The sequence below is a fragment of the Flavobacterium sp. FlaQc-28 genome, assembly GCF_044007415.1.
Classification (GTDB): domain Bacteria; phylum Bacteroidota; class Bacteroidia; order Flavobacteriales; family Flavobacteriaceae; genus Flavobacterium.
This window is the reverse complement of record NZ_JBIPCM010000004.1, coordinates 87,418-100,962: the sequence shown is the minus strand read 5'-3', so window position 1 is coordinate 100,962 and position 13,545 is coordinate 87,418. Positions and strand designations below refer to the sequence as shown.

The 13,545-nt window shown below is 33.4% G+C and carries 10 protein-coding genes; 6 read left to right on the top strand and 4 right to left on the bottom strand.

Going from position 1 to position 13,545, the window contains the following annotated elements; genetic code table 11:
- The first annotated feature begins 70 nt into the window (after positions 1-70).
- The 3 genes from ACHRVL_RS12345 (at position 71) to ACHRVL_RS12335 (ending at position 4,898) form a co-directional block, all read left to right on the top strand.
- Entirely contained in the window at positions 71-1,432 is a 1,362-nt protein-coding gene (locus ACHRVL_RS12345; RefSeq protein WP_395413156.1) for a hypothetical protein, read from the top strand.
- Between the two features lie 135 nt (positions 1,433-1,567).
- Complete coding sequence (locus ACHRVL_RS12340; RefSeq protein ID WP_395413153.1) at positions 1,568-3,547, top strand: KUP/HAK/KT family potassium transporter; 1,980 nt, start codon at positions 1,568-1,570, stop codon at positions 3,545-3,547.
- 136 nt (positions 3,548-3,683) lie between these two features.
- Positions 3,684-4,898, top strand: a complete 1,215-nt coding sequence (locus ACHRVL_RS12335) for an RsmB/NOP family class I SAM-dependent RNA methyltransferase (protein WP_395413150.1) — start codon at positions 3,684-3,686, stop codon at positions 4,896-4,898.
- 87 nt (positions 4,899-4,985) lie between these two features.
- On the opposite strand, the gene ACHRVL_RS12330 is transcribed toward ACHRVL_RS12335, so the two are convergent.
- Both ACHRVL_RS12330 and ACHRVL_RS12325 read right to left on the bottom strand, forming a co-directional pair.
- Positions 4,986-6,029: an AMP-binding protein gene (locus tag ACHRVL_RS12330; RefSeq protein ID WP_395413149.1), complete on the bottom strand. Its 1,044-nt coding sequence runs from the start codon at positions 6,027-6,029 to the stop codon at positions 4,986-4,988.
- 8 nt (positions 6,030-6,037) lie between these two features.
- Positions 6,038-6,970: a lysostaphin resistance A-like protein gene (locus ACHRVL_RS12325; RefSeq protein ID WP_395413146.1), complete on the bottom strand. Its 933-nt coding sequence runs from the start codon at positions 6,968-6,970 to the stop codon at positions 6,038-6,040.
- 115 nt (positions 6,971-7,085) lie between these two features.
- Here ACHRVL_RS12325 and arsC point away from each other — a divergent pair, with 115 nt between their 5' ends.
- Positions 7,086-7,430: an arsenate reductase (glutaredoxin) gene (gene arsC / locus ACHRVL_RS12320; RefSeq protein ID WP_395413145.1), complete on the top strand. Its 345-nt coding sequence runs from the start codon at positions 7,086-7,088 to the stop codon at positions 7,428-7,430.
- Positions 7,431-7,522: 92 nt separating this feature from the next.
- Positions 7,523-9,985, top strand: a complete 2,463-nt coding sequence (locus tag ACHRVL_RS12315; RefSeq protein WP_395413143.1) for a TonB-dependent receptor domain-containing protein — start codon at positions 7,523-7,525, stop codon at positions 9,983-9,985.
- Positions 9,986-10,198: 213 nt separating this feature from the next.
- Here the strand turns inward: ACHRVL_RS12315 and ACHRVL_RS12310 are convergent, their stop codons facing one another.
- Complete coding sequence (locus ACHRVL_RS12310; protein ID WP_089053158.1) at positions 10,199-10,372, bottom strand: hypothetical protein; 174 nt, start codon at positions 10,370-10,372, stop codon at positions 10,199-10,201.
- Positions 10,373-10,730: 358 nt separating this feature from the next.
- Here ACHRVL_RS12310 and fumC point away from each other — a divergent pair, with 358 nt between their 5' ends.
- Entirely contained in the window at positions 10,731-12,116 is a 1,386-nt protein-coding gene (gene fumC, locus ACHRVL_RS12305; RefSeq protein ID WP_395413141.1) for a class II fumarate hydratase, read from the top strand.
- A gap of 140 nt (positions 12,117-12,256) precedes the next feature.
- On the opposite strand, the gene ACHRVL_RS12300 is transcribed toward fumC, so the two are convergent.
- The gene (locus ACHRVL_RS12300; protein ID WP_395413140.1) at positions 12,257-13,459 is read right to left on the bottom strand and encodes an NAD(P)-dependent oxidoreductase; all 1,203 of its coding nucleotides are present in this window, start codon (positions 13,457-13,459) and stop codon (positions 12,257-12,259) included.
- Positions 13,460-13,545: the final 86 nt, after the last annotated feature.

Below are 13,545 nucleotides of genomic sequence, written 5' to 3'. Positions count from 1 at the left end.
TTAAGCAATAAATAAATTTGTGGCACAGTAATTGGATATCTCCCAATATTAATATTTAATAGATTTTATCATGAAAACTAAACTACTTTTTATAGCGCTCGCAGCACTAGTTTTAGGTTCTTGTTCAGCACAAAGCCAAGCTACTGTTTACGCAAAAAACTCAGATATTAGCGACAACTTAGATCTTAGAGCAGTTGCTTCGATGTTTGGAGAATCAGCAAATCTTCAAGATTTTGAAAGACGTTTAAATGACCCTAAATATCAAATTTCAAATCTTGATTTAAATGGCGATGATCAGGTAGATTATTTGCGTGTGATAGAATCTGTAGAAAACAGAACACACGTTGTAATTATTCAAGCTGTATTAGATCGCGACGTTTATCAAGATGTAGCTACTATTGATGTAGAAAGAGACAATTACAATAAAGTTAGCGTTCAGATTGTAGGAAACTCTTACTTATATGGTACAAACTATATTTATGAGCCCGTTTACAATGTCGTTCCAGTAATTTATTCTTCGTTCTGGGTTACCAATTACAGACCTTATTATTCATCATGGTATTGGAATTATTATCCAACTTATTATGCTGCCTGGAGTCCGTATCCTGTTTACAGATATAGAAATAACATCAACGTTTGTATCAATGTAAATAATAGCTACAACTACGTAAACTATAGAAGAAGCTATAGAGCTCCAGTACTTTACGAGTCAAGACGTACTTATGGTTACGAAAAAATCAGACCTAATTATAGTTTTGAACAAAGACATGCTAATACTGGAAACAGATACGATTTAGATCAAAGACGAATTGCAAGCAGAGAATCAAATAGATCTCAAAATACTTATAATTCAAACAGATCAAACACAAACAGAGTATCTTCCAACAACGATTCTGGAAACAACAGAAACTATAACGATAATAGATCAACTTCTAATAGAAATTATAACAACACGAATCGTTCAACAAATTCTAACAGAGAAAATTCAACAGTTGTATCAAATCCGGTAAGAACCGAAAATAACAGAAACAATTCGAATGTTTCCTCTCCAAGAACTTCTTATGAAACTAGAACAAATAGAGTTTCTGAACAATCAAATCAGCCATCAAGAAATTATTCTGAAAGCAGAGCAAGTTCAAACAATAGAATGAGTACTGAAAGAAGTGTTCCTGTACAAAGAACTGAATCATCAAGAAGCTATTCTGACAGAAGTTCAACAAACAGAACTGTCAATCAATCAGCTGCACCAGTACAAAGAACAGAATCACCAAGAAGCTATTCTCAAAACAGAGGTAGTTCTGACAACTCCTCTTACTCAAGACCTCAAAGCGCACAGCGTTCTGAATCGTCAAGAGGAAATCAGGAATCAAGAAGCAGCCAGCCACAGAGAGAAAGCGGTTCTGGTTCAAGAGAAGGCGGACGAAGAGGATAACTTAAATATTTCTATTTTTTATTTAAAACTAAAAGCACAATTTGGGGATTGTGCTTTTTTTTATCTTTTTACTTATAATAGCTGCTAATTTGTTTTAAAACAGTAAATTTGCAACCGTCTTTTATAAAAATATACATGAGCGCATCGCATAAAAACTTACATAGTAAGTTGTCTATAGGGGGTTTATTGATAACATTAGGGATTATTTATGGAGATATTGGTACATCTCCATTGTATGTAATGAAAGCCATTCTTGGCGACCATACCATTAATGCCGACATTGTATTAGGCGGTATTTCATGTGTGTTTTGGACTTTGACTTTACAAACCACTATAAAATATGTGCTTATAACTTTAAGTGCCGACAATCATGGCGAAGGCGGGATTTTTGCCTTATACGCTTTAGTCAAAAAAACCAAAATACAATGGCTCATTGTGCCCGCGATTATTGGAGGAAGCGCACTGCTTGCAGATGGTATTATTACACCGCCAATCTCAATTTCATCAGCGGTTGAAGGAATTAGAGCATTCTACCCAACAATGGAAACTCAAACCATTGTTTATATTGTAATTGCCATTCTTTTTGTCTTATTTACGATACAACAATTTGGAACTAAACTAGTTGGAAAGTTTTTCGCTCCAATGATGCTGATTTGGTTTGCGATGTTAGGAACATTAGGATTTATTCAGATTATGCACTTCCCTGAGGTTATTAAAGCTATAAATCCGTATTACGCATATCACTTATTGTCTGTTCATCCTGATGGTTTCTTTGTTCTTGGTTTTGTATTTTTATGTACGACAGGAGCTGAAGCTTTGTATTCAGACATGGGACATTGCGGTCGAAAAAACATTAGAATAAGCTGGATGTTTGTAAAAACGACTTTGGTATTAAATTACTTTGGTCAAGCAGCCTATCTTATTCACCATGAAGGAAGTACTTTACAACAATTAGGCGGTGAAAACGGAAATCCGTTTTACCTTATTATGCCGCATTGGTTCTTACCATTTGGTATCGTTGTAGCAACTTTGGCAGCGGTTATTGCTTCTCAAGCACTTATCAGTGGATCATTTACTTTGATCAATGAAGCAATGCGTTTGAATTTCTGGCCAAAAGTAAAAATCAAATATCCTACTGAAGTTAAAGGACAATTATATATTCCGTCAATAAACTGGTTATTGTTTTTTGGTTGTGTTGGTATTGTACTGCACTTTGAAAAATCAGGAAACATGGAGCATGCCTATGGTCTTGCTATTATTTTATGTATGATCATGACAACCATTTTGCTGAATTATTACTTAATCATGAAACGTGTAAAACTGTATTTCATGGTGCCTCTTATTACGATTTACTTATTAATCGAATTCAGTTTCCTTATCGCAAACATTACAAAATTTGCCGAGGGAGGTTATGTAACTTTAATCATTGCGAGTATACTTATTTCTATAATGACGATTTGGTATCTTGCTAAAAAAATCAACAAGAACTATACAAAAGTTGTCAAAATTGACGATTACAAAAAGGTATTAACCGAGTTGAGCGAAGACCTTTCTATTCCTAAATATGCTACGCACTTAGTATACATGACTAATGCAAATCGTGTTGACGAATTAGAGGAAAAAGTAATTTATTCGATCTTACAAAAACGTCCAAAAAGAGCCGATATTTATTGGTTTGTTCACGTAAACATTCTTACTGAACCTTATAAAACACAATATAAGGTTACAGAAATTGCTAAAGACGACATTTACAGAATCGATTTTAATTTAGGATTTAGAGAACCTACAAAAATCAATTTAATGTTTAGAGAAGTAATTCGAGATATGGTAAAACGCGGTGAAGTCGATATCACAAGTCGTTACGAATCATTGAACAAAAACAATATTATTGGAGACTTTAAATTTGTATTATCTGAGAAATTTTTATCTAATGATAATGACTTAAGATGGCACGAGAACATCATCATGAACTCGTATTTCTTCATCAAGAAACTAAGTTTGTCTGAAGAAAGAGCTTTTGGTTTAGACAGCAGTTCTGTTAAAGTAGAGAAATTCCCAATGGTGCTTCATGCTCCAGAAAACATTGGATTAACGCGTATTGTTCCTAAAGAATAAAAAACGTTCAAAATATTTCAAAAAAACACTCTAATTAAGAGTGTTTTTTCTTTTAATGAGAATCAGAAATAAGATTCAGTATTAAAAATTTAACTTTCAATCAATTAATAGTACCTTTGCAACTCAAATATTAGAAATGAGATTACACAGAAATTTAGTTTATACTACCATCGATTCTTTAAATGCAATTTTCAATGAAGGAGAATACGCAGACAAAGTGGTAGCCAGAGCATTAAAAAAAGACAAACGTTGGGGAAGTTCTGACAGGAAGTTTGTTGCTGAAACGATATACGAAATTGTTCGTTGGAAAAGATTATACGCAGAAATTGCAGAAGTTAAAGAACCTTATGACAGAGACAATCTATGGAGAATGTTTGCTGTTTGGGCTGTTTTAAGAGGATACCCAATCCCAGATTGGAGACAATTAGAAGGGACTCCTGAAAGAAAAATAAAAGGACGTTTTGACGAACTTTCGAAAGTGAGAGCTTTAAAAGAATCTATTCCAGACTGGATGGACGAATTGGGCGTAAAAGAACTTGGAGAAAAAATTTGGTCAAAAGAAATTACAGCTCAAAACCAGCCAGCTAAAGTTATCCTGAGAACCAATACATTAAAAGGTACCAAAGAAAACTTAAGAAACACTTTGATGGATTTAAATATTGAAACAGAATATTTAAAAGATCAGCCGGAAGCTTTAGTTTTAAAAGAAAGAGCAAATGTATTCTTGACAGATGCTTTTAAACAAGGGCTTTTTGAAGTTCAGGATGCCAACTCACAATTAGTTGCCGGTTTTCTAGATGTAAAACCTGGAATGCGTGTTGTAGACACTTGCGCTGGAGCAGGTGGAAAAACATTACACATTGCCTCTTTAATGGAAAATAAAGGACAACTGATTGCAATGGATTTGTATGAAAGCAAACTAAAGCAACTAAAATTAAGAGCAAAAAGAAATGGTGCTTTTAATATTGAATACCGTATCATTGACTCTACAAAAGTGATCAAAAAACTGCATGAAAAAGCAGATCGTGTATTAATTGATGCGCCTTGCAGCGGATTAGGCGTTTTAAAAAGAAACCCTGATTCTAAATGGAAATTACAACCTGAGTTTATCGACAATATTCGTAAAGTTCAGAGTGAAGTTTTAGAAAGCTATTCTAAAATTGTAAAACCAGGCGGAAAATTGGTTTACGCAACTTGTTCTGTTTTACCATCTGAGAATCAAGAACAAGTACAAAAGTTCTTAAAAACCGAAATCGGACAGCAATTTACTTTTGTAGAAGATCGTAAATTATTGGCTTCAGAATCTGGTTTTGACGGATTTTATATGGCACTTTTAGAAAGAAAGAAATAAGATTAAATTCTATCCCGATAGCTATCAGGATAAATCCCAAATTCCAATTTTCAAACTTGGAATTTGGGATTTTTTTATTTGGCTTTTTTAAGATTGTAAACTAGGTTTACGCAGCAGTTTTCCGTTTTCATTTTCTTTAAATTTCGGAACAAAAACAATTTCTTTTGGCTTTTCGAATTTCCCTAAAACATCAAAAAAATCTGGTCCAAAATCTTGTTTTTCGCCTTCAATCACTAAAATTAGTTTTTCACCTAAAGTCGTATCCGGCACACCCGTTACAAAAAAACGACTGTTAATTTTTCCCGTTAACTTCGCTTCAATCTGCTCAGGAATAAGCTTTACTCCGCCGCTGTTAATTACATTATCAAATCTTCCTAAAAAGCTAAACTGATTCTCATTTACTAAATCTACTAAATCATTAGTGACAATAGGCTCATCAGAAATCGAAGAGACATAAATAACCAAACAACCGCGATCATCTTTTTCAATCTTTACATTTGGCAAAATTGAAAAAACACTTTCCCCTACTCTTTTGGCAGCAATATGCGTTATGGTTTCCGTCATTCCGTAAGTTTCATAAATCTCCGTTTTTAAAGGCAGTAATTTTTCCTCAAGCGAACTGTCAATTTTTGCTCCTCCAATAATTAACTTTTTAATGTTTTTTAATTTTTCAATTGAATTTTGAACCTGCAAAGGCACCATTGCTACAAAGTCATACTGCTTATTATTATAAGCCAAAGGCTCTGTACTTGGTACAACAACATCAAGTTCTAAACCTAATATTAAACTTCTAACCAGCATCATTTTTCCTGCAATAAACTGAGTTGGTAAACAAAGCAGTGCTTTATCTCCCGGTTTTAAACCAAAGAAATCTCCTGTTGCCAATGCCGATTGGATCATTGCTTGTTTCTCAAGCCTAACTAACTTAGGAAGACCTGTTGTTCCCGAAGTAGTCATTTCGATATAATCCTTATGATCAAACCAATCCAGAAAAAATTCACCAATAGATCGCTCGTATGCATCGCCTTCTTTGATAAAACTATATCCAATTTGACACAAATCGGCTGCATTCAAATGATAGCCATCTAATTTAAAATAATTGTGTACATTTTTATGTGTTAAGTTTTGCATGATTGTATTTAATTTGATAATTCTGTTAGATTAATTTTACCTGTTAATTTCTCTTTCCAATTGGTCCAATTGTATTTTTTACTATAGATAAAAAGCAATATCGGATACACCACTACAACTGGAAAAATGACATCAAAACCCGCCGAAGGTTCTGATAAATCAATAAAAACAGAATGCGTCTGAAAAACAGTCCAATCTGCGGTAACCAATAAAGCTCCTACAAGATTATTAGCGGCATGAAAACCTAAAGCCAGTTCCATTCCGTCATCCATTAATGTTATAATTCCTAGAAACAGACCCGTTCCTATATAATACACCATTATAATGTATCCCATTTTTGTAACCTCAGGATTTAAAATATGCATAAACCCGAATATTAGTGAAGTCATCATAAGCGGAAACCACTTATTCTGTGCTAAATTAGCGAAGCCCTGCATTAAATAACCTCTAAAAACATATTCTTCTGTACTTGTTTGAATAGGAATTAAAATACTGCCTATAACTACTAAAATCAAAAACGGAATCAGCTTAAAATTCCACACAAATTTTTCAGGCGCTTGAAAATACAAGACAGAAAAACTTGCAATAGAAAAAAACGACCATAAAATAAAAGAGAACAAAATACGACTCCAATCGACTTTTTTTCTCCCTGTTGTAACTGACAACATGGTTTGATGATGTATGTATTTTACAACAAAATAAACACCTGCTAGAGCAAAAACAAACGAAATCATTATTAAGAACAGAGTAAGATTTGGTTCAAATATTTTTAATGCCGCATCATTATCGGTTGGAAAACCAGTTTTATCGGAGAAACTTTTCCAAAAAACTGCAATTGTAAAAGGCACCTGCCCAACAAATGAAGCTGTTATAATAAAAACCGATCCTAAAAGATACTTCCAAAATTTATTTTCAGGTTTAACACCTTGCTCTAAAAACATATATTTAAAATTTTTAAAATGAGAATTCTATTTAAATAGTAAATCCTATTTTTGTTATTGCTAAAATACCGCTTTTTTTAGAGAACCTATTTCAGCACACTTTAAATATAACAAAATGATACAAATTTATCACAATCCACGCTGCGGAAAATCAAGAAACTGCCTTGCTTTTATTGACCAGACAAATCAAGAATATGAAATAATTCCATATTTAACTGAAACACCAAGCTTTAGTGAATTAAAAGAACTTATTGAAAAATTAAACCTTCAGCCTAATGAATTGATTAGAACCAAAGAAAAAATTTGGATAGAAAACTACAAAGAAAAGACATTGACTAATGATGAAATTATTCAAGCAATGACTGATAACCCAATTCTAATTGAACGTCCAATTGTTATAAAAGATGGAAAAGCAATTATTGGGAGAGATTTAGATAAAGTAGCTTCTTTTTTAGATTAATACTAAATACCAAATTAACATTTTTTTATGATCTTACACTTTAAACCAAAAGCTACATTTGCGGTCTAAAGAATCAAAGAAACCAAAAAAAAATGAAGAAAATCAAATTCGCTGTAATTCTTGTATTACTTTTTACAAGTTTTTACAACTATGCACAGCAGGGACCGCCTGCAAAAAACAAGGTAAAAGTTACTGGGAAAGTTTTAGAAAAAGTAAGCAAACAACCATTGGAATATGCAACAATTTCAATAACTGCTCCAAACGATACTAAAGTTATTGCTGGTGGAATCACTAATCCTAAAGGTGAATTTGATGTAGCTGTTGCACCTGGAACTTATGATATTAAAATTGAATTTATTTCGTTTAAATCAACCGAATTAAAACAAAAAAGCATTCAAGGGGATACTAATTTAGGAGTTGTAAATTTATCCGAAGATGCAGCTCAATTAAATGAAGTTGTTGTTCGTGCAGAAAAATCAACAGTAGAAATTAAGCTGGACAAAAAGGTTTACAATGTTGGTCAAGATATGATTGTAAAAGGCGGAACTGTTAGTGACGTTTTAGACAATGTACCATCAGTTTCTGTTGACACTGAAGGAAATGTAAGTTTGAGAGGAAGCGATAATATTAGAATTTTAATTGACGGAAGACCTTCTCAAGCCATTAATGTTGCCGAAGCTTTACGCCAGCTTCCTGCAGATGCAATTGATAAAGTTGAAGTTATCACAAATCCATCAGCACGTTACGATGCTGAAGGCGGCTCAGGAATCATCAATATTGTTCTTAAAAAAGGTAAAAACCAAGGTTTTAACGGAACTTTTATTGCTTCTGGCGGACTTCCTGAGGCCTATGGATTAACAGGAAATCTAAATTATAAAACAGAAAAACTAAACTACTTTACTACTCTAGGCTATAACCACAGAACTAATGAGGGAGGTGGTTTAACCAACACCTCTTACTATAATGCTGATGGTACACCAAAAGGTTTCTTAGATGAAGATCGTGATACCAAAAGAGAATCTGACGGATTTAACGGAAGAGCTGGAATCGAATGGACTGTTGCGCCAAATGCTTTCTGGACAAATGCTATCAATTACCAAAAAAATTCTGGCGACACCAGAGATTTAATCAATTACAGTAATTTTGACTCAAATAGTAATCCTACAGGTAATTCTTTTCGTTTAAATAACGGAGAAACCAATAGTCAAAATATAGAATACACTTCGAATTTGATTAAAAATTTCAACGATAAAGGACACAAACTTACTGCTGATTTATCGATTTCAAGAAACACAGATAATAACAGCAGTATTATTACCGCTTCGCCAAACTATAATACAACGCTAAACGATCAAGTACAAAAACAAGTTCAATTACAAGCAGATTATGTATTACCTTTAGGCAAAGGTGGTCAGTTTGAAGCGGGATATAAAGGAAGTTTTGGTGATTTAAATAATGAATACTTCGTTACAGATGATTCAGGAGCAAAAGATCCAAACTTATCCAACACTTTAGAATACAAAGAGAATATTAATGCTCTTTATACCCAATACGGCTTTAAAGTAAATAAATTTTCGTATTTATTTGGTTTACGTTGGGAAGACACTAATATTCAAGTAAACTTATTAGACAATAACGATTTCAATACTAAAAAGTACAACAACTTGTTTCCAAGTGCTTTTATCAGTTATGAAATTTCAGATCAAAGCAACTTTACAGCAAGTTACAGCAAGCGTTTAACAAGACCTAGAGGCCGTTTTATGAATCCAGCTGTTAACTACTCAAGTAATGTAAATATTTTTCAAGGAAATCCTGATTTAGATCCATCATTAACAGACAAATATGACATTGGTTATATCAAGCGCTGGGACAAAGTAACTTTTAATACTTCAGCTTATTTTGAAGACACTAAAGATGTATTCAGCTTTGTTAGAACTCCAAACGGCGAAGAAGTAAATGGAATTCCTGTTATTTTAAGCAGACCTATAAACTTAGGAAAAGAGCAAAAATTTGGTTTTGAGTTTACCTTGAATTATACTCCATTTAAATGGTGGAGAGTAAACAGTAACTTCAATCTTTACAACGTAAAAACAACAGGAGAAAATACTTATGTTGACACTAATGGCAATACAGTAGTGCAAAATCTTGACAATCAAGCTAATTCTTGGTTTGCAAGAATCAACTCTAAACTGACTTTACCATACAAAATTGACTGGCAATTGAATGCTACTTACAATGGCGAACAAAAAACAGCTCAAGGTAAAAACTTAGGTCAATTTGGAATGAATACTGCTTTAAGCAAAGATGTTATGAAAGATAAAGCAACAATTGCTTTCAACATCAGCGATATCTTCAATTCAAGAATCATGAGATCGTACACTTACCTTCAAAATGATACCACTCTTGAAAGTCAGAGATCATATGGCGAAATGCAATTTCGTAAACGCCAATTCAATTTATCATTTACTTATCGTTTTAACAAACCTAAAAATGATAGAGAAAAAGCACCAAGAAATGACGGCGGTGGTGACGGCGGCGGCGATTTCCCTGGATAAGCTATATTAAACTCCAATACTAAAAAATCCAAATTCCAACTTTAAGTTGGAATTTGGATTTTTTTATTTTCAGTCTTTCATTTAGCTGTCCAACTTTCCTAAAGTTTAAAACTTTGATAAAATTATAAACTCAAAGCATTGGAATTTCCTTTTTTTTTTGGGGCACAAAAAAAAAGAACCCAAAGGGTTCTTTTTTATGAAATCAATCTAATATTAAATTGATTGTTCTTCTTGTCTTTTTTTGGCTCTTTTTTCTTTGAACATTTCCCAGCTTGCTCCCGTAACCCAATAAGATACGAAACCAACTAAGAAAAACATTAACCAAAACCCTATAGTTAGTACGGTTAAGAAAAGTAAAAAGCCTAAGTACTGTGAAAATTCAAACATGTTTTCCGGAATTTTTGAATGTTACGACAAATGTAGGTTATAAATTCTTCCTTGGCAATAAAATCTAAATCAATTTTCATGAAATAACATTTATACGTATATTTATATTCATTTTAAATAAGCTTTTTTTCAAGAATGTTATTCAACTCTCTAAAGTAGAACAACATGAGTATTTCTAGGAGCTGAAACCTGCTGTATGCTGTATCTTTTGTGTCGAACACCGCCACAAAAGGATGTCGCTTCCATCAGGGCTAGAGCAATCATTTTCAAAAGAAACTCATTTTTCAAACAAAAAAGCAACACCTTTTACATTTCACATTAACCGAATACATTTTACAAACAACATATTTACAACAAAATGAAATACAGAATAGAAAAAGATACCATGGGCGAAGTTCAAGTCCCAGCCGATAAATATTGGGGTGCACAAACAGAACGTTCTCGAAATAATTTTAAAATTGGAAATTCAGGATCGATGCCTAAAGAAATCATCGAAGGATTTGCTTATCTAAAAAAAGCGGCCGCTTATGCGAATTATGATTTAGGTGTTTTAGCAATCGAAAAAAGAGATGCTATTGCCGCCGTCTGCGATGAAATTCTGGAAGGAAAATTAGACGATCAGTTTCCATTAGTCATTTGGCAGACAGGTTCTGGTACTCAAAGCAACATGAATGTAAACGAAGTAATTGCAAATCGCGCACAAGTTCTAAAAGGCTTTGAAATTGGCGAAGGCGAACAATTTATCAAAGCAAATGATGACGTTAATAAATCACAGTCATCAAATGATACTTTCCCAACTGGAATGCATATCGCCGCTTACAAGATGGTAGTAGAAACTACAATTCCCGGAGTTGAAAAACTGCATGCTACACTGACCAAAAAAGCTTTTGAATTCAAAAATGTTGTAAAAATTGGCCGTACACATTTAATGGACGCCACTCCGCTTACACTCGGTCAGGAAATTTCAGGTTATGCAGCTCAACTTGCGTTTGGACTAAAAGCGCTAAAAAACACTTTAGCACATTTATCAGAAATCGCTTTGGGCGGAACAGCAGTTGGAACAGGATTAAACACTCCAAAAGGTTATGATGTAAAAGTTGCTTCATATATTGCAAAATTCACAAACCACCCTTTTATAACTGCCGAAAATAAATTTGAAGCTTTGGCCGCACACGATGCAATTGTTGAAACACATGGTGCACTAAAACAATTAGCTGTTTCTTTAAACAAAATTGCAAATGATGTGAGAATGTTGGCTTCTGGACCACGTTCTGGAATTGGCGAAATTCATATTCCAGAAAACGAACCTGGATCTTCTATCATGCCTGGAAAAGTAAATCCAACACAATGTGAAGCTTTAACAATGGTTTGCGCTCAAGTAATTGGAAATGATATGGCAATTGCAGTTGGTGGAATGCAGGGACATTACGAATTAAACGTTTTTAAACCAGTTATGGCTGCCAACTTCCTGCAATCAGCTCGTTTACTTGGAGATGCCTGCGTTTCATTTGATGAACATTGCGCACAGGGAATTGAACCAAATTATAAACGAATTAAAGAATTAGTAGACAATTCTCTTATGCTTGTAACAGCACTAAATACAAAAATTGGTTATTACAAAGCAGCGGAAATTGCTCAAACGGCTCACAAAAACGGAACAACACTTAAAGAAGAAGCTGTTCGTTTAGGCTATGTATCCTCTGAAGATTTTGACGCCTGGGTTAGACCTGAAGATATGGTTTAATTTTTTTGTTTCAGGTTTTAAGTTTTAAGTTTCAAGCTGAAATACCGAACGAATAAAATGAATTTAAAAAAGGGGATAAAATTTAAAATTTTATCCCCTTTTTTAAATAACGTGAAACTCGAAACCTGAAACAAAAATTCTTATTTACCATCTACATAATCCTGCAAATAACTGAATCTTTCAGTTAGTTTACCTTTTTCAGTGATTTTTGCACGTTTTAAAATTCCATCTTTATCTCCATTGAAAAAAGCAGGAATTACATGCTCCATAAATTGCTCTCCGAAACCTTCACTAGCATCTTTCGGAATTTCGCAAGGCAGATTATCTACTGCCATCACTGCAACAGCTGCGGGATGAAAAAAATCAACTTCTCGATCTTCCAAAGGAAAATAACCATACAAAGGTTCTGCAATGGTCGACGAACGGATTGTACAAGCAATTGGTCCATTAACATCACATGAAATATCAGCTACAACTTTCAACTTGCAATCACTCGCATTCAACATTTCTTTTGTCAAAATCATAGGAGCATTGTTAGCATAAAAATGACCTGCAAAATAAATATCTGAAACCTTAGTAAATCTCTCAAAATCTGAGGTATATTCTTCTGGGTGATTTACAAAATCTTTAAAATCTAAAATTTGACCATCAAGTCTTTTATTATATTCTAAAACATCCAACTGAACATAAACAGCCTGTGCATATTTTTTAGTCAAATAATTATCAATCGTAATTTCTTTTACTTTAATAGCGTCTAAAATTTCCTTAGCTCCGCTGCCCACTTTTCCAGTTCCAGTAACGACAAATTTCAAAGCCGGCATCGTTATACGCTTTAAATGCATAATCAAAGCATCTTTTCCCGAAAGAGTTTCTGCTTTAGGAAGCTTAAACAATTCAAACTTTAATCCAAAAGCCCGAATTCCATTATAAACTCCAACCATTCCAGCATACTTTCCGAAACCAATTAAACGATGATCGTTTGCATCAACAATTGTTTCGTGATCGTACAAATCAATATTTTTTTCTAAAATTGCCTGTAATAGCTTTCTATTATAAGGTTGTTTTTTGATGGTATGAGAAAAAAAGAAATAGGACTTATTTGGAATTAAATTTTCAACAGGAACTTCTTTCACTCCAAATAAAACATCACAGTTTGAAACGTCATCAGAAACCGTAATTCCCATACTTTTATATTGTATATCTGAAAAAATCCTAATATCAGAACTTTCTACCTCTACGACTGCTTCATGATACTGTTGTTTCAATTTAGCCAATTCATCAGGAGCAAAGACAACGCGACGATCTGGTGGGTTTTTTCTTTCTTTTATAATTCCAAATTTCATTCAAACAAGTTTAAAACATTAATTAATATAACTTTTTACATCGTTTTTGTTTCAAATATAACAAATTCCGTTAAAGTTTTGTTGTA

What these genes read in the sequence shown, in the direction of transcription:
- ACHRVL_RS12345 (WP_395413156.1), top strand. Translation starts at nt 71, where the DNA reads ATGAAAACTAAACTACTTTTTATAGCGCTCGCAGCACTAGTTTTAGGT.
- ACHRVL_RS12340 (WP_395413153.1), top strand. Translation starts at nt 1,568, where the DNA reads ATGAGCGCATCGCATAAAAACTTACATAGTAAGTTGTCTATAGGGGGT.
- ACHRVL_RS12335 (WP_395413150.1), top strand. Translation starts at nt 3,684, where the DNA reads ATGAGATTACACAGAAATTTAGTTTATACTACCATCGATTCTTTAAAT.
- ACHRVL_RS12330 (WP_395413149.1), bottom strand. Translation starts at nt 6,029, where the DNA reads ATGCAAAACTTAACACATAAAAATGTACACAATTATTTTAAATTAGAT.
- ACHRVL_RS12325 (WP_395413146.1), bottom strand. Translation starts at nt 6,970, where the DNA reads ATGTTTTTAGAGCAAGGTGTTAAACCTGAAAATAAATTTTGGAAGTAT.
- arsC (WP_395413145.1), top strand. Translation starts at nt 7,086, where the DNA reads ATGATACAAATTTATCACAATCCACGCTGCGGAAAATCAAGAAACTGC.
- ACHRVL_RS12315 (WP_395413143.1), top strand. Translation starts at nt 7,523, where the DNA reads ATGAAGAAAATCAAATTCGCTGTAATTCTTGTATTACTTTTTACAAGT.
- ACHRVL_RS12310 (WP_089053158.1), bottom strand. Translation starts at nt 10,372, where the DNA reads ATGTTTGAATTTTCACAGTACTTAGGCTTTTTACTTTTCTTAACCGTA.
- fumC (WP_395413141.1), top strand. Translation starts at nt 10,731, where the DNA reads ATGAAATACAGAATAGAAAAAGATACCATGGGCGAAGTTCAAGTCCCA.
- ACHRVL_RS12300 (WP_395413140.1), bottom strand. Translation starts at nt 13,459, where the DNA reads ATGAAATTTGGAATTATAAAAGAAAGAAAAAACCCACCAGATCGTCGC.